Source organism: Erysipelothrix sp. strain 2 (EsS2-6-Brazil), assembly GCF_016617625.1.
GTDB lineage: Bacteria > Bacillota_I > Bacilli_A > Erysipelotrichales > Erysipelotrichaceae > Erysipelothrix > Erysipelothrix piscisicarius.
In genome coordinates, this window is record NZ_SBAR01000019.1 from 1 (window position 1) to 19,765 (window position 19,765).

Below are 19,765 nucleotides of genomic sequence, written 5' to 3' on the forward strand. Positions count from 1 at the left end.
ATATCTTGATGATATTTGCTTCAAAATTAACTCAATGCCGCGAAAAATATTTGACTTCAAAACGGCCTATGAGATAGACTTTAATAAAAGTAAAAGTGGTGCGGTTGAGATTTGATAAAAGAAAACATGCCGATAAGGCATGTTTTATTTTTCTAAGGCTTTGAATGCTCTCCAACTTCCTTCCGGAAGAAGAATTGCTTCATGAAACCGAACATCATGATCTTTAAGGTTATAGAAGTAAACACCGAGCTCTACGGTTTCACCATTTTCTTTGGTAATGGTAGAGGGGATGCGCTTATACTCATCATCATCACGGCCATTAAACCCTTCCATTGCATCAATATCATCGATGATAAGACTGAGGTCTTTGACTGTAATGATTTCACCCCAAACCTTTGTGTCGCCTTCTTGAAGAAGCGCGGGATATCCTTTATAAGGCATATCGTACAAGGTTCCAAGAACATATGCTTTTTCAATTGAAACAACATGTCCATCGACATATTTATTATAATTAAAAAACCCTTCCATTAAAGATCCATAAACAAACATATGATTATTCATTAGCTGATTGCGCCACCTTGAATCTTATGATCTTCTTTAACGGTTACAGCTGTTGCGATACACACTTCTAAACCTTTAGCGATTTGTTCTAAGGTTAAACTTGGTGCAGTAGGCTTGTCCATAACTTGTTGTGTTGCGAAAGGAACATGAATAAATCCACCACGAACATTAGGATATTTTTTATCAACAAGATAAAGCAATCCGTACATCAGGTGATTGCATACAAAGGTACCCGCAGTGTTCGAAACACTTGCAGGAATTGATGCTTGTTTCATATTCTCAACCATTGCTTTGATTGGCAAGGTAGCGAAATAGGCTGCTTTACCATCCTCAAAGATTGTTTCATCAATAGGTTGATTCCCTTCGTTGTCTTTGATGCGTGCATCATCTTGGTTGATGGCTACACGTTCTGGTGTAACCCCAAAACGATTTCCAGCTTGACCAACACAGATGACAATGTCAGGTTGATGTTTAGCCATCGCTTCATCTAATACCTCAACCGATTTGTTGAAGACGGTTGGAACTTCGAGTTTAAGTACTTCGGCCCCTTCGATTGTATCAGGGAGTAATTTAACTGCTTCATAAGCAGGATTCATTTTTTCCCCACCAAATGGATCAAAACCTGTAATTAAAACTTTCATAGATACGTCCTCCTTCAATAATTAATTAGAAAGCTAAGAAATACATCAAGAAGATATGGATTACGAGCATAATAAGAGCCATAGGTGCTTGATATTTAATAATAGAATATTGTGATTTTGTCTCAAGTAAAGCAGCAGGAACAATATTGAAGTTCGCAGCCATGGGTGTAAGTAAAGTACCACAGAACCCTGCTGTCATTGCAAGCGCACCTGCAATGAGTGGGTTTGCACCTTGAGCAAATACAAATGGAATCCCAATTCCAATTGTAATAACGGTAAATGCCGCAAACGCATTTCCCATAATAATAGTAAAGATGGCCATACCAACACAGTAAGCAACAACACCTGCAAAGATGTTTCCATTAGGAATAAAGCTACCAAGTAGTGTTGCGATAAGATTTCCGACACCTGCAGTTGTGAAGACAACGCCAAGCGCTGAAAGTAATTGTGGCAAGATGCTGAATGAACCCATTGTACGCATGAGACGCGTTGCATCATTGACGACCCCTTTAGGTTTTGTTTTTGTAATAATAAAGGTTGCGATTAATCCACATGCTGCAGATAATCCAATTGCAATATACCCTAAAACACCAGCACTAACACCGGGCGCAATTTTGGGTAATACAAAGGAGAATAAGAATGCTCCAATTGCAATAAATACAGAAGGAATAAAGATTTTAAATCCAATTCGATCTGATTGTTCATCACGGAAATCTTGAGAAATTTGCTCAATATCTCCAATATTAACCGTCTTCATAAATGAAAGAACTCCAAGTGCTAAGACAAGTAATCCATTAATATTATTAGGAATATATTTACCTAACATAAATAGTACGGCTAAAATAATCCAAAATGATGCGGCACCGTATTTACGGTTATCATCAATATTGCGGTATGCTGAAATCGCTGTAGCGATAAAAATACATCCGACAATCATATACCACATTTCTAAGAATAATTCCCAAAAATTTGCTGTCATAATTATTTAGCCCCTTTCTTAATACGGCGATCTAACAGAACTGTTTGAACGCCTCCAAGTACTAGAGCAATTACAAAGACTGGAACGCTCCAAAGTGCAATGCCTTGGTGTGTTACGTCATAACCTTGTTCAACCAGTGTTTCAACAATTAAGATAACACCACTTGCATAAGGAAATAAGTTTTGACCAAAGAAGTTACCATAGTTTTCAGCGGCAGCAGCCCCTGCTTTAATTTCTTCTTCCTCGGCAACCGTAAGTGCAGAACCTTTTTCTTGAATTCCAGCACCTTCAGCCATTGGATGAATGAGTGGACGGACAAATTGTGGATGTCCTCCTAAACGTAATGCGCCAGCAGCGGCAGCTTGACGAATTAGTTGGTAAACCCAAATTACACGTCCTGCTGTAAGAACTTTCATTTTTTGAATTAGTTTTACAGCTTGTTCTTTTAATCCATAACGTTCACATACCCCAACTACTGGTAACGTTAGGACAAAGATTGTTAAACCACGGGACTTAACAAAGTTAGAACCCAATGTTTCTAAAATCTCGCCAAAGTTCATACCACCAATTAACGCGGTAACAACGGCAGCGACTAAAACAACAGCGATTGAATCAATTTTCATTGCAAATCCAACAACAATAATAAGTACTCCAACTAGGAGCCAAAGATTAACAGTATCGACCATACACTTCTCCTCTCGTATAGATTTAACTATACGTAAGATTATAAAATGAAACAGGATTCATTACAACTATAAGACGTCGGTATTTTTATGATTAAAGCCATCAACTTCCAAAAACCAACTTATTTTCATGAATTTATGCGATAAAAATTAATCACAAATCAAAGAATTGAGGCTTTAAACAGGGAGTATTTAACGGTTTCAGCGATTTTCAGAGTGGAATGCGTGATAAACTGAAAAAATAAATCAAAATAAATGTAAGAAATCGAAAAACGTGCGTTTGCACACATGATTTTCACGTTTCAATCACATATAAATGATATGATTTATTAGATAAAAAAGAAGTGTTTTACACTACGTATGAATTGCGTATGATAAAATATTTTTATTGATAAGAAAGAGGTGTTCGACATTAACGAGAAACAAATTAATGAGACAGAAGAAGTAGTAGAAAAGGAAGTAAGAGAGCCTGAATTTTCACGACATGATTTTGGCTGGGAAAGTCTTGCTTCTGTGGAAACGTCTCGACAAAACCAATTAATTTCAGAAGTATACAGTGTTATGAGTACAGGGGATGATGAACGCATTGAGTTTGTCAAGAAAGAGTGGGAATCTTTATCAGAAGAAGGAATCGATGAAGATTTGGAAGAAAAATTTAAAGCAGCACTTGATCAATACGAACATCGTCAAGAACGACTTGAAAGTGCACGTGCAATTAAAAAAGACTTGATTGAACAAGCTGATCAATTAAAAAAATCTACAGACTGGAATAAAACTGCAGTTAAATTACAAGAACTTCAAAAACAATGGAAAGAAGCAGGGTTTGCAGGTCAAGATGTTGATCAAGAACTTTGGGAAAAATTCCGTGCAATTAATGATGAGTTCTTTGATGCTCGCAGTGCTCATTTCGAAGAGATGACATTGCTTCGTAAAGATGCGAAAGCATTGAAAGAAGCCTTAATTGAAGAAGTCGAAGCCATTAAAGATTCAACGGAATGGAAAGAAACATCCGATGCAATGCGTGACTTAATGACACGTTGGAAAGAAGCTGGCTTTGCGGGACGTGAACATGAAGACCGTCTATGGGAAGTGTTTAATGGTCATCGTCAAAGTTTCTATCAAAAGCAACGTGAATTCTTTGACGGATTGCGTGCAGAACAAGATAGTGCTCGTGAGAAAAAAGAAGTGATTATTGGAAAGGCAAAAGCGCTCGTGGAATCATTCAATGATGCAACGACACGCGAAAATATGGAAGCGTTGTTTAATGAATGGAAAGAGGCAGGTCATAGTGGACGTGATCATGAGCCAAAACTATGGGATACCTTTAGAAGCATTCAAGACGATTTCTATGCACGCATAAAAAATCGCGATTTTAATCAACAAGAATCCCGTCGTCATGAAATTGAAGAAGAACTTGAACTTCTTGATGTACGTTGTGATGCTTTAGAAGAACTCAACGAAAAAATTAAAATTAAGATTGCGAGTCTAGAGGGACAAGCACAAACCAATGATTCTGAAACGTTACAAGAAGAAATTGCGGGTCTTAAAAACAACTATGAAGAAAATGAAGCGAAGCTCGATGAATATGTTCGTGAACAAGCAAAACTTCAAAACGAATTAAATCGGATCTTCTAGGATTAACCACTCTTGCATGAGTGGTTTTTTTATGGTCTAATAAACATGAAAAGAGGATTCTATGAAAAATAAATTAATGAAAGCAACGTTAGTTTTTCTTTGTGCATTTTTAGGATTTGCAGGGGGTCATATGGCCCAAAAATTATCTTTTACTTACAGTATGGGGCCCCTTAATATTTTTCTCGCTTCAATGGGGTTTATCATACTCAGTTTTGTCATTCATATTGTGATGCATGAAACCGGTCATCTTATTTTTGGACGCATCACCGGTTATCAATTTATCTTGATCCGTTTTTTTTCCATTACTTTGATTAAAACGGATCAGGGTTATCAATTAAAGTCGTTAAATATTCCAGGAACAGCAGGGCAATGTTTAATGATGCCACCCAAAACGATGAATGAACCATTTCCAACGCAACTTTATAATCTAGGCGGAATTATTACCAATGGAGTGATTGCTTTAGTGTCCTTAGGTGTACTCTTGGCTGTGCCCGTTGGGCCCTATATGCAAATATTCCTAACATTACTCATCTTACTTGGGATTTTCGCAATTCTGGTTAATGGACTCATCATGGAAGATACACCCAACGATGGTTATAATGCTTCATTATTGAGACATCGACCAGAATTGCGTCCTTATTTCTGGTTACAACTCTATGTTATTGGCATGAAGGCACTTGGAAAAGGGTATGATGAACTTGATCCTCATTTCCTTCAATCAATTCCACTTCGTGATTGCGACAATCCGATTGGACTCACAGCACAGCTTATTTATATCGAATCGCTATCATCAAATCGTGAACGTATTGCGGCATATGAAGCTCTTCAAGAAATGAATATGATTCCACTTCAAAAAGTTTTGGTTGAGATTGATCATGCTTCGTGTTTGATGTTGGAAGGAGAAATCGTCGAACCGACCCCCATGATGAATACAATTGTAAAGAAAATAAAGGGCAATCCGGATTGTCTTAAGTTTGAGTATTTAAAAGCGGTTGTGGTTGATAAAAACCCAGAACGTGGTGCTCATATCCTTGCTACATTTTTAAAGGATACCAAACATTACCCTTATCGTCATGATGTAGAATTAATCTATAAAGAACTCATGGATTTCGAAGCGAAACAAAACCATGGAAATGTTTGAGAAAATGATTCGCGGGGAGATGTATCGAAGTGATGATCCAACCTTAATGCAACTGAATTTAAAGGCATTGACGTATACGATTCGAGCCAACTTGGAACCGAGCGGAGCGCTAAGATCAGAAATCTATCGTGAGATTTTAGGAACAACTCCGGAAACCTTTTGTATTTGTCCGGGATTTGCGTGCGATTATGGTATAAATATCCATCTGGGTAATCATTTTTTTGCGAATCATAACTGTGTGATGTTGGATGTCTGCGAGATCCGATTTGGAGATCATTGTATGTGCGGACCAAACGTACAGATTTATACTGCAACACATCCAATCGATCCTACACAGCGTAATTCTGGGTGGGAGTATGGAAAACCGGTAACAATTGGAAATAATGTCTGGTTGGGCGGGAGTTGTGTGATTTTACCTGGTGTTTCATTGGGAAATAATGTCGTGGTTGGTGCGGGTTCAGTCGTGACACAAAGTTTTGGTGATAATGTCGTCATTGCGGGAAATCCCGCGAAAATCATTCAAACGAATGCATATTAAAAAAGTCCGTATTCGGACTTTTTTAATATGCAGGTTCTTCAAAATATTGTTTTCCAATCTCATTAAAATAAAACTGTTGATATTCTTTGTCGTTTAAGAGGGAATCAATATACCGATGTAAATCGTCTACCTCATTTTTTTGATGAATGCTCATGCAGGATTCATAATTTGTATAAAATCCATTTTTTGTAAAGTTCAACGAACCGATAAATGCGATATCATCCACAAGATACAGCTTCGTATGAAGTTTTTGATAACGATTTGTTTTCCAAATTGCGATGGGCATTTTAGGTTCGTAACCATAACTATAAATAGGGGTTTTATGAACTCGATCAAAGTATTTGAAATTTGCAGCAAATAGCAAGATAACTACACTGATTTCAAACCAAAAACCGACACTACCTTTAAGCGTAATGGCATGAGCCAAAATGATGAAATTAACAAAACACCAGCCAAGAGCAATCAAACGACCCATCCGTTTTTTTCGAAGTGCATCATCACTTTGAGTACGCGTTTGAGTAAAGAGGGAACGCGCTAATTCTTGATTTGCTTTTTGACCTTGTTTATAATCCCAGGTAAATACTAAACCTGTTGTAATACCTGATTGATGTTGCTGAATCAACTTCTCGACATATTCCTTATTAACATAAGGGGATACAATTTTAATTGTATGTTTGCTTTGATTAAATCGGGCCATAATTTCTTTTCCGGCACCTTTACCAATATAAAGATCGCCATCGACACGATTTAAATTTAAATGATTAGACACAATAAATCTCCTTTAGTAACGATACACATCATAATTAAGGAACGAAATACTTACAAGATTACGCGTTCAATCGCACAAGAAGTGGGTACTAAAAGGGCAAAAATTGCGATAGATTCAATAAAAAAGCCATCATACGATGGCTTTATGTTTAACACGTTTAAGTAGTTTTTGTGCATCAATTATATCGAATTCATTCGCATCGATATAAAGGAGATTGGATAACGTCTCTGTTTCAGTAAAATCTAATTTTGGACGGATCCGTTTCAGTGCTTTTTCAATTCTATGAATTTGATCAAAGGGATCCAATGCATCATTCATTATTATCTCTTTGCAAACAATATAATGGTAGAGCAATTCCATCTGATCTCGTTTTGGAAACAATTCGAGTAAAACCGTTTGAATCATCGCTTTCTGTTGATCGCCTCGTGGAAAGATTTTCTTTTGATAGTTTGCGCGATCGTGTTCGAGGACTTCTTTAGGACGAAAATTAAACCAATCCTCAATACTCATGGTATCACTTCCTTTTAATCTATTATATCACGCTTCAACGCCTTATAATGCTTTCTCAATTTTTTTAGAGCCCAGTCATAGTGGGATGAAGTGCCACTAATAAAATAGGCACCTAATGTTGTTGTTTTGGTGAAAGGATAAACCTTACGATCAAACAGGGATTCTTGGGAATGTTGAGGAATTAACGCTACAATTTCTGTGTGTGTTTTTTTGAGTTCTTGAAGCGCCGCTTCCAAAGATGTGTTTTGATATGCTTCCCAAATTTTTTGATTGAGTTCAGGGGTCGTTTTCCATGTATATCCTTTTGCAGGGATATCTGGCATTCCGTTTTCAACGACACCAACCTGGTACCATCCAGCGAGCATCTTATGCCATTCAATAAGATGACATAAAACATCGCGTAAATTTCGATCTCGATCCTCAAGTACAAATGTCGCATGGCGTTCTTGCTCGCTTAAGGCATCAATATAGCTCATGAGTTTATTGAAATTTAGGTTTGCTGCTTCTAGTAGTGCTTCTTTTGTTTGTGGACGTGCCATTATGATTCTCCTTTTAGTTATTCGAGATCTAGGATTGCATTATTCCGGTCCATAATAACATGTTTAGCGGATCCGTCAAGATACTTCTCAACACATGTTGCAAGGTGTTGAGTAGCCTTTTCTAAATCGTCACGACGTGTTGGATCGACACACTCAATAATTAAGAATGCATTCGTTGTGTCATCTGTTAACATGGTTCGTTGACCATCACGCCAATTCCAACAACGACAGACCGCACCAACATCATCAACGTATGCGATTTCGCCAGGGAGGGTATTGTCAGGTTCCAAATCGCCAAGTGCTATAAAGTGATCATCACCTTGAGTTTTTATTAACTGTAACGAACCTACAAAGGTATCGATGTCTTCTCCACCGCAAGGAAGGCCATAAGTCAGCGAGATTCCATTATATATATCGACAAGGGGATTAATTGATCCAACCCCATTTCCCTTTGAGACACGCTTTAATAAAGCCTCAATCGATACACGTGCTCCTTTCTTGGTTTTAAATTTTTGATACGCATCACGCCAAACTGCAATGACATCATTTTGACTCAAAACATCTTCGGTAAGATACTTGTGAGCGTCATGATGACTCGCTTCAAGAAATTTAGTAATTGCATTCATAGATTCAGGGTTGATATCCTTGTTTCGGACATTGTGTGCGAGCACAATCCCAAAACAAGCGTCAGGAAATAAAGACCAAAAATCATCGGATATAATAAATTGTTTCATGGAAGTACCTTCTTTCTATATGCTTATTATAGTACACCGGTGCGAGGGTGTGCTTGTAAATGTAATGAAAAAAGAAAAACCATGTTCTAAAACGGCTCAAAATAAAAAAACTTGATCGTGTATCAAGTTTTTCACTTAGAGATAAGCGTGCATTAGAGCATAAGCACGAGGAACCTTTTGGAGAAGGTTTTGTGTGAGTGCGTCAAGATCTTCGAAGTTCGGATGCGTCTCCAAATCGATTGAGACAATAAACCACTGAGGCATCTCCTTTAAACTATTCAAGGGGGACGCTTTAAAGACATCCCAATATTTTTTTTGAATCGGTTTTGTTCGTCCCATAAGCCAAAGCTCAAACTTCATTTCTTGATGATTTAAGATAAGGCCTAACTTTAAACCCTTTGAACGAAGAAAACTATCATCGAAATAAAAATAGGTGTAATCAAGATAGCCATTCAGGACAGATTTCGCTGTGAATGAATCAAGTTTGAAATTGCGCTGAATCGCACTCATTGTGTCAATTAGAAATTTATACGTTGAAGGTATGTCGTTTTTATTGATGCTTTCTTGGTATCTAAGGATTCGTTGGTTGATCGAAAGTTTCATTGTGCTCTCCTTTTCACCAACTATAACAAATTCTTATTTTGAAAACAATTAGAGACCATTCCGGCATAAAAAAGTCATTACCGAAGTAATGACTGTGATTTAATAATTGGTGCGGGCGAGAGGACTCGAACCTCCATGCCGAAGCGCTAGATCCTAAGTCTAGTGTGTCTGCCAATTTCACCACGCCCGCGTATTCACTTTGTATTGCTAATAGATTATAACAAGCCATTTCTAAGAAAGCAATACCCAAATTCAATAAAAATTAAAAAAGATTAAAAATATAAAAAAAGCGGTTAAAAACCGCTTAAAGAGTGATTATACGTATACAATTTTAACTTCACCGAGTGTTACATCGCCATTTAAAGTTAATGTAGGACCATCAACGACCGTATTACGGTGTGGATCGTTTACACTTGCCAATGTATTATCGATATTGTTTATGACATTAATGTTATAAGGGATAAACAATTTCACTTGACCAAACGCGCAATTTACGTCAAGTTGTGCACCTGCTGGATTAAACTGTGCTTGGTCGAAATAGATTGACAATGAAGCAAATGTATTATCAATATATCCACCTGTAAAGTTCTTTGAACGAATATAACGCGTGCGATCGGTAAAAATTGCTTCGATATTTATAAAGTCGGCGTGATCATCATCCCAATAACCGGAACGGTTATGTTGTGTCCCAGTATGGTACTCATAATGATTGCCATCTTCGTCCGTGGCATAGGTTGTACTTTCACGGTATGATTCATACTTCTTAAAATTTACCTGACGTTTACGTCGTTTAAAAATTACTGAAAGACCAATTGCTAAAAACGTACTTGCCCAAAACAACATGCCACCATTCCCATGAATATTAAAATATACACGGTTAATCCAAAGTGCCAAAGTAAGTGGATAAATTATCCCAAAGAAATTTAATTTAGGCATGTTTGAAATTGCGAAAGCAACAAGCGCCACTGTAAAGGCAATTTTAAAGACATTAGGTCCGAAACTATAAAGGTTAAAGGCACTGCCAAATAACCCAAATGCAAGTAATACGAGTACAAATCCCCAAAAATAATCATTTTTCTTCATTAAATGCTTTCCTCCTTTAATCGTTTTTTAATCTGTTGGAAATACATGCGTGAAACATACGTTATTTTATGACTGCCATAAAATTGAACACTTCGCGAAGAGGTGATATTACGCTCGATGGAATCGATTTGATTCAAATTCACGATGGTCGACTTTGATGCTCTCATAAATGAACTGGGAAGAGATGATTCTAATTCATACAAACGATAGTGTGTTCGAAATGAATCTCGGGCTGTATGCGCGTACACAGCATCATCCTCTGTTTCAAAAAAACATATATCATTGGGATTGATCGATATATCTTTCCCACGGTGACTTGCGTGAATCGATTGTGTTTCCAAATTTTTAATTAATTTCTCAATCTGCGGTGTCATTTCACGACATTCCAAAACAACATCGTCTTCAAGTTTTGGATTGATAATAACCTTAATTTTCACGGATGTTCCTCCTGATACTATTATAAATAATTATCGTTAATTCGATATAAAAAAGGATCAAGATGTCATAAATAAGTGGTAAGTTGTTATTTACGTAGAGATCTTAGAAGTTCAATCTCTGCCTTATAACCATCATTATCATCTTGTGGGGTTTCAAGATAAAAAGGAAGATGACGTAATTTAGGGTGATTGATGATTTTCTCAAATGTCTCCAAACCGATGGACCCTTGACCAATTTTTTCATGACGGTCTTTGTGGGATTTAAATGGATTTTTGCTGTCGTTGAGATGAATTGCATAAAGCTTATCCAATCCAACAACGTTATCAAAGTGTTCTATAACCCCATCTAAATCATTAACAATATCATACCCTGCGTCATAGATATGACAGGTATCCCAACATACGCCAATCTTTTCTTTGACCGTTACATTATGAATGATTGCTGCAATTTCTTCAAACGTACGTCCGACCTCAGTTCCTTTGCCCGCCATCGTTTCAAGTAAAACTATGGTTTCTTGAGTGGGATCTAAGACACGATTTAACATATCAGAAATCATAACAATCGCGGGTTCAACGCCTTGTCCGACATGACTTCCCGGATGGAAGTTATAAAGACTTCCCTTGATGTGGCTCATACGAGACAAATCATCAAGCATGAGTTCTTCTGCATAATCACGCGTATAATCCTTATTACTGCATGGGTTCATGGTATATGGAGCATGAGCAAGGATATGTTTGAAATGATTTGCTTTGATTAACGTATTAAGCTTTCCGAGATCCTCAAGATTGAGGGGTTTTGCTTTTCCGCCGCGAGGACTTCGCGTGAAAAACTGAAACGTATTGGCATCAATACGAAGTGATTCATGTCCCATTGCTTCATAACCTTTCGCAAATGAGAGATGACAACCAAGATAAAACATAAAAATTCCTCCTTATATATATGTATCGTAACAAGATGTCTCTAAGACTACAATCTTTAAGCAAATAACTATACATTCAAAAGGGATATTGATAGGGTTTATATAAGAGGTGATGACATGGAATTAAGTGGAAAACGCGTTTTAACCCTTGTAAGTGATGATTTTGATGACTTAGAATTATGGTATCCAATCCTTCGGCTTCGTGAAGCAGGTGCTCATGTTGATGTTGCTGCTGAAGCGTCAGCGCAGACCTATCGTGGAAAATATGGGCTATCGGTTGTAAGTGATTTAGCATTTCATGATGTGGATATTACAACTTATGATGGGCTTGTAATTCCTGGAGGATGGGCTCCAGATTATTTAAGACGATTGGATCCTGTGCTTGACTTTGTGAAGTACATGGATTCCCATAAAAAAGTTATTGGACAAATATGTCATGCGGGCTGGGTACTCTCTTCAGCAGGGGTCTTAACGGGGAAAACAGTGACCAGTACGCCTGGGATTAAGCATGACTTAATGTATGCTGGTGCACATTGGGTTGATGAACCTGCAGTTCGAGATGGGCATGTTGTTTCTGGGAGACGTCCACCGGATCTACCAATTTATTTACCAATGTTGATTGAAGCACTTAAGGACTGATTTTATATCAGTCTTTTTATTTTAATTGAAACAATCTTGCTTTTAAATCTTTAAATCTATAGATAAAGCAATACATTCTTAATGAATAACATTAAAACCATACTTAAATCGTCTCTCGCTTGTCGATAACACGAACAGTATAGAGCAATATAGTGCTAATTGGTGCGAGTGAGTTTGTGAATTGGGTATACAATTCGAAAAGGTTTTCATTTGAACGAAGTTCACTTAGAAGTGAGTATTTTTGATTTCCAAGTGGTGTAATTAATTTTGTGAAAAAAGTCTGTGAATTCGCAAACTAGTATGATTTGAAGCAATTAAGCACAAGTGTATACCAGAACGTGCCTAAAAAGGATGTGAAAAATAAAACGTATTGTACTAAGTTTGATATAATATGCGTGTAATACAAATAAGATATTGGGAATCAAACCCGAGAATAAGGAGGTATCTTAATGTATAATCAATGGAAAGGCTTCAAAGGAAGCTATTGGAAAGAAAACATTGATACTCGTGATTTTATTAAAAATAACTACACAGAGTATACTGGTAACGATGAGTTCTTAGAAGGACCAACTCAAAATACGTTGGATCTTATGGAACAACTTGAAGAAATGAATGCTGTACAACGTGAAAAAGCTGGCGTTTACAACATGGATACAAAAATTGTATCAACTGTAAGTTCACACGGTCCAGGTTACATGGATAAGGATAAAGAGCAAATTGTTGGGTTCCAAACAGATGAACCATTAAAACAAGCATTTATTCCTTTCGGTGGAATTGGAATGGCTGTGAAAGCTCTTGAAAGTAATGGTTATGAACCCGATGAGGAGTTAGTACATATCTTTACAAAATGGCGTAAAACACACAACCAAGGGGTATTTGATGTTTATACACCAGAAATGCGTGCAGCACGTAAGAATAAGATTATTACTGGTCTTCCAGATGCTTACGGACGTGGACGTATTATTGGTGATTACCGTCGTATTGCTCTTTATGGTATCGATCGTCTTGTAGCTGGAAAGAAAAATGATTTAGCACATACAGGTTATAAAACAATGACTGACGATGTCATTCGTCTTCGTGAAGAAATTAGTGATCAAATTCATGCGTTAGCAGAAATTAAAGATATGGCTGCAGCTTATGGATTCGATATCTCACAACCTGCTGGAAATGCAAAAGAAGCAGTTCAATGGTTATACTTTGGTTACTTAGCAGCAATCAAAGAAAATAACGGTGCAGCGATGTCAATTGGACGTATCTCAGCATTCCTTGATATCTATATCCAACGTGATTTAGACAATGGTGTGATTACTGAAAAAGAAGCTCAAGAACTTATTGACCACCTCGTAATGAAACTACGTATGGTTAAATTTGCGCGTACACCTGAATATAATGCACTATTTAGTGGATACCCAATTTGGGCAACATTATCAATCGCAGGTATGGGATTTGATGGACGTTCGCTCGTTACAAAGACAGACTTCCGTTTACTTCATACACTCATTAACATGGGACCTTCACCAGAACCAAACTTAACAGTTCTTTACTGTAAAGAATTACCAGAAGGATTCCGTACATTTGCTTCACGAATTGCTATTGAAACATCTTCAATTCAATTTGAAAATGATACATTACTTCGTGAAAAATGGGGTTCAGACGACGTTGCGATCGCATGTTGTGTATCCGCTACTGTAATTGGTAAAGATATGCAATTCTTTGGAGCACGTGCGAACTTAATTAAATGTTTACTTTACGCTATCAACGGCGGTATTGATGAAGTGACAAAAGCACAAGTTGGACCACGTTTACGTCCAATTACTTCAGAATACTTAAACTTTGATGAAGTTAAAGTTGCTTACCAAGACATGATGGACTGGTTAGCTGAATTATACGTAAATACATTAAACTCAATTCACTACATGCATGATAAATATGCTTATGAAAAAGCACAACTTGCATTAATGGATTCCGATCTTAAACGTACGTTTGCAACTGGTATTGCAGGTATTTCACACGTTGCTGACTCCTTATCAGCAATCAAATACGCTAAGGTTAAGACGATCCGTGACGAAAAAGGTTTAGTTGTAGATTATGAAGTCGAAGGAGACTTCCCTAAATATGGTAATGATGATGACCGTGCAGATGATCTTGCAAACTGGGCATTACAATACTTCATGGGACAAATCAAACGTCACCATACATACCGCAACTCAACACCAACATTAAGCTTGCTTACAATCACATCAAATGTTGTTTATGGTAAAGCTACAGGTAATACACCTGATGGACGTGGACAAGGTGTTCCTTTAGCACCTGGTGCAAACCCATCATACGGTGCAGAAAAGAATGGTTTATTAGCTTCATTGAACTCAACAGCTAAATTAGACTATAACTGTGCACTTGATGGTATCTCAAATACACAAACAATTGCGCCAATTGCAATGGGTAAAACTTCAGACGAACGTATCGTAAACCTACGTGGTATTATGGACGGTTACTTCGCACAAGGAGCTTACCACTTAAACGTTAACGTATTTGATAATGCACTTCTTGAAGATGCGATGGCCAATCCATTGAAATACCCTAACTTAACAATTCGTGTATCCGGTTATGCTGTTCGATTTGTCGAACTTACAAAAGAACAACAACTTGATGTTCTTATGAGAACGGCTCACGAAAGAACGGTTTAATTTATAATTAATTAAGCAACAATTAAAAATCACGCCTATACCGCGTGATTTTTTTGTATGTTGAAAAGACATCGCATGATCACGATGTCTTAGGTTAAAGATTATGAGATGAAAAGGACTGAGACACATTCGGGAGCGTAAACATCTGATTGGAGTAATGTCAGCATGCCAGTCTCGTGATTTCTTGCGTATAAGGTGAGATTGTTGGTATCGCGGTTTGCGCAAACCAGGTATTTATCATCTGGACTAAGGGCAAAATCACGAGGATGTTCACCAAAGCTTGAAATATTTTGAATGAATTCAAGCTGGAGCCCGTCTTGACTGATTTTAAAGACTGTGATGGAGTCGTGACCACGGTTGGATACATAGAGATAGTTTCCGTCTTTAGAGATTCGAATTGCAGCTGCAGATCGGATTGCATCAATTTCTGGCAATGCATCAAACACACCGTGCTCGATAAAATCAAATCCGTCATCTTCTAAAACCGTAACATGACATGTATGCTCCGAAAATAGATAGAGAAGTGGTAATTGTGGATGAAAGGCAAGGTGACGCGGACCAGACCCTTCGGGTGCCTTATAAGTTGCGATTTCATTCATGAGTTCGTATTTACGAACTGTATCCAACCCCAGATCGCAAACATAAACAAATTCCGTATTGGGCTTCTTGTTTACGAAATGGGCATGCGATCCGTCTTTATACTCAATTTTTTTAAAGACTTGATGATTCTTATAAACATTGACACGTCCTTTATGGTAATTTGCGTCGTAAATTTGATCTTCGTTTTGATCGTATGCAACATAACATGGTGCAGGTCCAGGCTCGGTGAAAGACTCAAGCAACTCGGTGTTCACGCTAAGATACTTCCATGTCGCAATTCCTGCTTGATTTTCTTTTTGATAAACGCTAAAAAGCGTTTGCGTGGATGGATCGTAGTCAAGATAAGTTGGGTTTTCTACGTCCGCAATGTGCGTTAAATTATGTAAACGATCATTGATTAGATCGATCTCATAAATTCCTTTGCTTTCAGATTTTGTATAAGTTCCAAGTAATATTTTTGTCATAAAACCCTCCTAAATGAATTATACCATAAGAATTTGGAATTTAATTTCATACTTAACGTCGTAAAAAACACTTAAATGAAACTGAAAATCATCTTTGATTCAGTTGGTTGTGAGATGGTTTAAGTCGAGATACAATTTGGGTACTTAGGAGGCGGCTATGACTAAAAAAATAAAGATTGTTACGATAGGTGGTGGCAGCAGCTACACACCGGAGTTAATGGAAGGTTTCATCAAACGATCCGATCAAATCGATATCTCAGAATTGTGGTTGGTCGATGTTGAAGCGGGAAAAGAAAAATTAGAAATTGTCGGCGCAATGGCTCAACGTATGGTTGAGGCAGCAGGTCTTGACTGGAAAGTAAAATTAACACTTGACCGTCGTGAAGCGCTCAAAGATGCGGATTTTGTGACGACACAATTTCGTGTTGGACAACTTGAGGCAAGAAAACGTGATGAACGTATTCCCGGGAAATACGGATCATTGGGTCAGGAAACAAATGGGGCAGGCGGAATATTTAAGGCATTTCGAACCATTCCTGTAATTCTTGATATTATTCACGATATGGAAACATTATGTCCCAATGCATGGCTTATAAACTTTACAAATCCAGCAGGGATTATAACGGAAGCAGCAATTAAATGGGGTGGATGGAAACGTACGATTGGTCTTTGCAATATCCCGGTTGGATGTACAAAAATTAATCATGAAGCGATGGGATATGATGAAGACGCGAATGTCTTGTTTGAAAAATTTGCGGGGATTAATCATTTTCACTGGCACCGTGTTTGGGATAAAGATGGAACAGAAGTAACGCAAGAATTAATTCAGCGTTTGTTTGATCCTAACAGTGCATTTTCAAAAGTACAAGAAGTAAAAAATATCACACCAATACCGTATAATCTTGATCAACTCCATGATTTAGGGATGATTCCTTGTTCTTACCACCGCTATTATTATATTGCGCGGAATATGACAGAAGAGTTTATGGAAAATTGGTCAAATCATAAGACACGTGCTGAAACCGTTCAACAAACCGAAGCGGCTTTATTTGATTTATATAAAGATCCAAATTTAAATTATAAACCTGAAGAGCTTACACAACGTGGCGGTGCGCATTATTCTGATGCAGCATGTCAATTAATCGCATCCATCCATAATGACTTACGTACGGTGATGACGGTAAGTACTCAAAATAATGGAACCATTACGGATTTACCTTATGATTGTGTTGTGGAGGTAACCAGTGTAATTACCTCGCATGGTGCAGAACCGTTTAACTGGGGTTCTTTTGCTCCTTCCGCACGCGGTCAATTACAAATGATGAAAGCAATGGAAGAAACGGTGATCGAAGCTGCAGTTACGGGTAATTATGCGAAAGCGGTTCAGGCATTTACAATTAATCCGATGATTCAAGCAGGGCATTATACGACAGACATGCTTCATGAAATGCTTGTGGCCCATAAAGATTATCTGCCTCAGTTTGCAGATAAAATTGCGGAACTGGAAGCTCAAGGCGTTAAATACATCGCCGATTAGAAATTAAATTGCTATAATGGACAGGAGGCATTGCCTTCTGTTTTTTTATGAAAGTTGAGGAAGTATATGATTAAGTTAATTGCGACGGATATGGATGGGACACTTTTGGACGCAAATCATGAATTAACACCATCAATGCGAGCAAAGATTCTTGAATTACGTCACCAAGGGATTAAATTTGGGGTTGCGACGGGCAGACCCATGGATTCCGCAGTCTTTGGTATACCCGATATTGCAGAATTATTTGATTTCGCAATCTGTGATAACGGAGGATTTGTGTATGATTTTGCGGATGGTGAGATTCATGAACAATTTCCGTTAAGCGGAGATTTAATTCGTGAAATTTTGGATACCTTTATGCCAATGGGAGGAAATCCGGTATTAACGGGACCTGGCAAGTTATACACAGAGTTTGAGGATTTTTATAATATTGAAGTCCGAACCCATATTGATTTGGAATATGTGGACGTCCGTTCAAAGGTTTTAGATTCACATGCAAAGATTATTTTTAGTGGAGAACCAGAAACCTTAGCACGTATTGAGGCTCATGTTCTTGCGAATCCAGATCCAAGGTATGTTGCATTTTACTCCCAAAAAGAGTTGATTGAGTTTATGGATCCACGGATTAATAAGATGGTAGGGCTCCAATACTATATGGATAAATATGGTATTACAGCGAAAGAAATTATGACGTTTGGTGATAACAATAATGATTTGCATATGATTGAGGATGCAGGTCATGGTGTTGCAATGGAGAACGCTACACCAGCTGTAAAGAACGTTGCGGACGCGATATGTGGTTTGAATTCTGAAGATGGTGTCAAACGATATCTGGATCAATACAAATTTTAAAAAGACTCCATTCAAAGGTGATTGGAGTCTTTTTTTATGTACCAGGGGTGTTTCTCAATAATCTCTTGATTTTTCTCATAATCAATTGCAAAGATTAGCGCATAAATAAAATCCAAAACCAGTTGCATCGAGGTACGCGACGAGAAGGAGGCCATCTTGGTTACAAGTTCTTCTTGTGGTGAGACATGAACAACTTCTGTGGCATATGCGCACAAGGGGTTGATTAAAGGACCGGTAATGAGAATATAAGGGATGTTTCGCTCTACTAAAGAATCGACAACCGTTTTGTTATGCTCGTTTTGACCGTAATAGGAAATGATGAGTGCAATACTGTCGAGCGGTTGGGTGTGGGCCTTGAGCGATTGGAAACCTAAAGATGTTTCGAGATTGCAATCAAGTTCAATACGGAATAATTTATATTGGAAATCCTGTGCGAGAATTAACGATTGTCCCGACCCATAGAGATAGATGTGTGGTGCGTTGTAGATGCGATGTGCAATACGTTCAAGTTGTGTAAGATCAATATGATTATAGGTGTCATTCATAGATTGGTAATTAAGGGATAAAATAGATTGAACAATTTCTGCACTTGATTGATTGTTTTGAAAGGGGACATCGTCGCGAATGCGTGTTTCTGTAATTGAAAACGAACTTAATTCGCTCGCGAGTTTAACTTTAAAATCACTAAACCCCTCTGTTTTCATTTTACGACAAAAACGAGTAATGGTTGATGCGCTTGCGAATGTGATTTCTGATAACTCGTGGATTGTAAGCTGGGTTACCTGTTGCGGATTTTCAAGGATATACTGCGCAATTTTCGATTCTGTATCGGAAAGTTGCGTACTGTTTTTGATTCGATTGATAAGTAGCACAAAGAAAGCCTCCTTTTTGTATATTATACATTGTTTTCTGTTTAATTATTATGTATAATAAGTAAGCACTGGAGAATTGGCCGAGTGGCTTAAGGCACCATCTTGGAAAGGTGGCGAAGTGAAAGCTTCCGTGAGTTCGAATCTCATGTTCTCCGCCAAATTTAAATGAATCTACTTAATGAGTAGAAATAAAAAAAGAAAGACCCCTATCACATGGAGTAGTAAACTAAAAGTAGACAAGTAAAAAAGACTTGTCTACTTTTTTTGTGTAATAATAAAATCAGAGATAAAACGGAGGTATTAATGATGGGAAGACCCAAAGGCGGATTAAATAATAAATG

At 37.6% G+C, this 19,765-nt stretch carries 21 protein-coding genes, 2 tRNA genes and 1 pseudogene; 9 read left to right on the top strand and 15 right to left on the bottom strand.

The genetic code is table 11. The annotated features are described in order from the left end of the window. Positions 1-115: pseudogene (locus EPJ89_RS08195) on the top strand (IS30 family transposase); the annotation flags it as partial. A 29-nt stretch (positions 116-144) separates the two neighbouring features. Here the strand turns inward: EPJ89_RS08195 and EPJ89_RS08200 are convergent. From EPJ89_RS08200 to EPJ89_RS08215, 4 genes are read right to left on the bottom strand one after another with little or no spacing between them, the layout of a single operon-like run. After that, a complete protein-coding gene (locus EPJ89_RS08200; RefSeq protein WP_200549477.1) occupies positions 145-561 on the bottom strand; it encodes a gamma-glutamylcyclotransferase family protein in 417 nt (138 codons plus the stop codon). Continuing rightward, on the bottom strand, positions 561-1,202 hold the full coding sequence (pcp, locus tag EPJ89_RS08205) for a pyroglutamyl-peptidase I (protein ID WP_003775477.1): 642 nt from the start codon (positions 1,200-1,202) through the stop codon (positions 561-563). Before pcp ends, EPJ89_RS08200 begins: the two co-directional genes overlap by 1 nt. Before the next feature lie 25 nt (positions 1,203-1,227). Further along, positions 1,228-2,181, bottom strand: a complete 954-nt coding sequence (locus tag EPJ89_RS08210; RefSeq protein WP_161637045.1) for a DUF979 domain-containing protein — start codon at positions 2,179-2,181, stop codon at positions 1,228-1,230. Positions 2,182-2,183: 2 nt separating this feature from the next. Then, positions 2,184-2,867: a DUF969 domain-containing protein gene (locus tag EPJ89_RS08215; RefSeq protein ID WP_161637046.1), complete on the bottom strand. Its 684-nt coding sequence runs from the start codon at positions 2,865-2,867 to the stop codon at positions 2,184-2,186. A gap of 399 nt (positions 2,868-3,266) precedes the next feature. Here EPJ89_RS08215 and EPJ89_RS08220 point away from each other — a divergent pair, with 399 nt between their 5' ends. From EPJ89_RS08220 to EPJ89_RS08230, 3 genes are all read left to right on the top strand, one after another. After that, positions 3,267-4,499 carry a DUF349 domain-containing protein gene (locus EPJ89_RS08220; protein WP_200549478.1) on the top strand — a complete coding sequence of 411 codons (1,233 nt, stop codon included), beginning with the start codon at positions 3,267-3,269 and terminating at the stop codon, positions 4,497-4,499. 61 nt (positions 4,500-4,560) lie between these two features. Further along, positions 4,561-5,640 (top strand): hypothetical protein, encoded by a 1,080-nt coding sequence (locus EPJ89_RS08225; protein ID WP_200549480.1) that lies wholly within the window; start codon positions 4,561-4,563, stop codon positions 5,638-5,640. After that, on the top strand, positions 5,627-6,178 hold the full coding sequence (locus EPJ89_RS08230) for a sugar O-acetyltransferase (RefSeq protein WP_200549482.1): 552 nt from the start codon (positions 5,627-5,629) through the stop codon (positions 6,176-6,178). The genes EPJ89_RS08225 and EPJ89_RS08230 overlap by 14 nt, the downstream gene beginning before the upstream one ends. A 22-nt stretch (positions 6,179-6,200) precedes the next feature. Here the strand turns inward: EPJ89_RS08230 and EPJ89_RS08235 are convergent, their stop codons facing one another. The 9 genes from EPJ89_RS08235 to EPJ89_RS08275 all read right to left on the bottom strand — a co-directional run bounded on the left by EPJ89_RS08235 (position 6,201) and on the right by EPJ89_RS08275 (position 11,773). After that, positions 6,201-6,947 carry a phospholipase D-like domain-containing protein gene (locus EPJ89_RS08235; RefSeq protein ID WP_125164823.1) on the bottom strand — a complete coding sequence of 249 codons (747 nt, stop codon included), beginning with the start codon at positions 6,945-6,947 and terminating at the stop codon, positions 6,201-6,203. Between the two features lie 129 nt (positions 6,948-7,076). Further along, complete coding sequence (locus EPJ89_RS08240) at positions 7,077-7,457, bottom strand: hypothetical protein (protein ID WP_200549484.1); 381 nt, start codon at positions 7,455-7,457, stop codon at positions 7,077-7,079. A 14-nt stretch (positions 7,458-7,471) separates the two neighbouring features. Beyond that, a complete protein-coding gene (locus EPJ89_RS08245; protein ID WP_125164821.1) occupies positions 7,472-7,996 on the bottom strand; it encodes a ClbS/DfsB family four-helix bundle protein in 525 nt (174 codons plus the stop codon). Positions 7,997-8,013: 17 nt separating this feature from the next. Further along, on the bottom strand, positions 8,014-8,730 hold the full coding sequence (locus tag EPJ89_RS08250; protein ID WP_200549486.1) for a B3/B4 domain-containing protein: 717 nt from the start codon (positions 8,728-8,730) through the stop codon (positions 8,014-8,016). 135 nt (positions 8,731-8,865) lie between these two features. Further along, the gene (locus EPJ89_RS08255) at positions 8,866-9,333 is read right to left on the bottom strand and encodes a DUF7000 family protein (RefSeq protein ID WP_200549488.1); all 468 of its coding nucleotides are present in this window, start codon (positions 9,331-9,333) and stop codon (positions 8,866-8,868) included. A 107-nt stretch (positions 9,334-9,440) separates the two neighbouring features. Continuing rightward, positions 9,441-9,523, bottom strand: a tRNA-Leu gene (locus tag EPJ89_RS08260). A 125-nt stretch (positions 9,524-9,648) separates the two neighbouring features. Next, positions 9,649-10,416, bottom strand: coding sequence for a LiaF transmembrane domain-containing protein (locus tag EPJ89_RS08265; RefSeq protein ID WP_200549490.1), 768 nt, complete (start codon positions 10,414-10,416; stop codon positions 9,649-9,651). Then, on the bottom strand, positions 10,416-10,853 hold the full coding sequence (locus EPJ89_RS08270; RefSeq protein ID WP_200549492.1) for a LytTR family DNA-binding domain-containing protein: 438 nt from the start codon (positions 10,851-10,853) through the stop codon (positions 10,416-10,418). Before EPJ89_RS08270 ends, EPJ89_RS08265 begins: the two co-directional genes overlap by 1 nt. A gap of 86 nt (positions 10,854-10,939) precedes the next feature. Then, complete coding sequence (locus EPJ89_RS08275; protein ID WP_161637055.1) at positions 10,940-11,773, bottom strand: deoxyribonuclease IV; 834 nt, start codon at positions 11,771-11,773, stop codon at positions 10,940-10,942. A gap of 117 nt (positions 11,774-11,890) precedes the next feature. Between EPJ89_RS08275 and EPJ89_RS08280 the strand changes: the two genes are divergently transcribed. After that, the gene (locus tag EPJ89_RS08280) at positions 11,891-12,412 is read left to right on the top strand and encodes a type 1 glutamine amidotransferase domain-containing protein (protein WP_200549494.1); all 522 of its coding nucleotides are present in this window, start codon (positions 11,891-11,893) and stop codon (positions 12,410-12,412) included. A 449-nt stretch (positions 12,413-12,861) separates the two neighbouring features. Next, on the top strand, positions 12,862-15,099 hold the full coding sequence (pflB, locus tag EPJ89_RS08285) for a formate C-acetyltransferase (protein WP_161637057.1): 2,238 nt from the start codon (positions 12,862-12,864) through the stop codon (positions 15,097-15,099). A 101-nt stretch (positions 15,100-15,200) separates the two neighbouring features. On the opposite strand, the gene EPJ89_RS08290 is transcribed toward pflB, so the two are convergent. After that, entirely contained in the window at positions 15,201-16,163 is a 963-nt protein-coding gene (locus EPJ89_RS08290; RefSeq protein ID WP_161637058.1) for a lactonase family protein, read from the bottom strand. A 157-nt stretch (positions 16,164-16,320) separates the two neighbouring features. On the opposite strand from EPJ89_RS08290, the gene EPJ89_RS08295 reads away from it, so the two are divergent. Together EPJ89_RS08295 and EPJ89_RS08300 are read left to right on the top strand one after the other, a co-directional pair. After that, on the top strand, positions 16,321-17,700 hold the full coding sequence (locus tag EPJ89_RS08295) for a 6-phospho-beta-glucosidase (RefSeq protein ID WP_161637059.1): 1,380 nt from the start codon (positions 16,321-16,323) through the stop codon (positions 17,698-17,700). 66 nt (positions 17,701-17,766) lie between these two features. Continuing rightward, on the top strand, positions 17,767-18,552 hold the full coding sequence (locus tag EPJ89_RS08300; protein ID WP_161637060.1) for a Cof-type HAD-IIB family hydrolase: 786 nt from the start codon (positions 17,767-17,769) through the stop codon (positions 18,550-18,552). An 11-nt stretch (positions 18,553-18,563) separates the two neighbouring features. Here the strand turns inward: EPJ89_RS08300 and EPJ89_RS08890 are convergent, their stop codons facing one another. Beyond that, a complete protein-coding gene (locus EPJ89_RS08890) occupies positions 18,564-19,424 on the bottom strand; it encodes an SIS domain-containing protein (RefSeq protein WP_161637061.1) in 861 nt (286 codons plus the stop codon). A gap of 70 nt (positions 19,425-19,494) precedes the next feature. Here EPJ89_RS08890 and EPJ89_RS08310 point away from each other — a divergent pair. Beyond that, positions 19,495-19,582 (top strand) — tRNA-Ser (locus EPJ89_RS08310). The last annotated feature ends 183 nt before the right edge of the window (positions 19,583-19,765 follow it).

What these genes read in the sequence shown, in the direction of transcription:
- EPJ89_RS08200 (WP_200549477.1), bottom strand. Translation starts at nt 561, where the DNA reads ATGAATAATCATATGTTTGTTTATGGATCTTTAATGGAAGGGTTTTTT.
- pcp (WP_003775477.1), bottom strand. Translation starts at nt 1,202, where the DNA reads ATGAAAGTTTTAATTACAGGTTTTGATCCATTTGGTGGGGAAAAAATG.
- EPJ89_RS08210 (WP_161637045.1), bottom strand. Translation starts at nt 2,181, where the DNA reads ATGACAGCAAATTTTTGGGAATTATTCTTAGAAATGTGGTATATGATT.
- EPJ89_RS08215 (WP_161637046.1), bottom strand. Translation starts at nt 2,867, where the DNA reads ATGGTCGATACTGTTAATCTTTGGCTCCTAGTTGGAGTACTTATTATT.
- EPJ89_RS08225 (WP_200549480.1), top strand. Translation starts at nt 4,561, where the DNA reads ATGAAAAATAAATTAATGAAAGCAACGTTAGTTTTTCTTTGTGCATTT.
- EPJ89_RS08230 (WP_200549482.1), top strand. Translation starts at nt 5,627, where the DNA reads ATGGAAATGTTTGAGAAAATGATTCGCGGGGAGATGTATCGAAGTGAT.
- EPJ89_RS08240 (WP_200549484.1), bottom strand. Translation starts at nt 7,457, where the DNA reads ATGAGTATTGAGGATTGGTTTAATTTTCGTCCTAAAGAAGTCCTCGAA.
- EPJ89_RS08245 (WP_125164821.1), bottom strand. Translation starts at nt 7,996, where the DNA reads ATGGCACGTCCACAAACAAAAGAAGCACTACTAGAAGCAGCAAACCTA.
- EPJ89_RS08250 (WP_200549486.1), bottom strand. Translation starts at nt 8,730, where the DNA reads ATGAAACAATTTATTATATCCGATGATTTTTGGTCTTTATTTCCTGAC.
- EPJ89_RS08255 (WP_200549488.1), bottom strand. Translation starts at nt 9,333, where the DNA reads ATGAAACTTTCGATCAACCAACGAATCCTTAGATACCAAGAAAGCATC.
- EPJ89_RS08265 (WP_200549490.1), bottom strand. Translation starts at nt 10,416, where the DNA reads ATGAAGAAAAATGATTATTTTTGGGGATTTGTACTCGTATTACTTGCA.
- EPJ89_RS08275 (WP_161637055.1), bottom strand. Translation starts at nt 11,773, where the DNA reads ATGTTTTATCTTGGTTGTCATCTCTCATTTGCGAAAGGTTATGAAGCA.
- EPJ89_RS08280 (WP_200549494.1), top strand. Translation starts at nt 11,891, where the DNA reads ATGGAATTAAGTGGAAAACGCGTTTTAACCCTTGTAAGTGATGATTTT.
- pflB (WP_161637057.1), top strand. Translation starts at nt 12,862, where the DNA reads ATGTATAATCAATGGAAAGGCTTCAAAGGAAGCTATTGGAAAGAAAAC.
- EPJ89_RS08290 (WP_161637058.1), bottom strand. Translation starts at nt 16,163, where the DNA reads ATGACAAAAATATTACTTGGAACTTATACAAAATCTGAAAGCAAAGGA.
- EPJ89_RS08295 (WP_161637059.1), top strand. Translation starts at nt 16,321, where the DNA reads ATGACTAAAAAAATAAAGATTGTTACGATAGGTGGTGGCAGCAGCTAC.
- EPJ89_RS08300 (WP_161637060.1), top strand. Translation starts at nt 17,767, where the DNA reads ATGATTAAGTTAATTGCGACGGATATGGATGGGACACTTTTGGACGCA.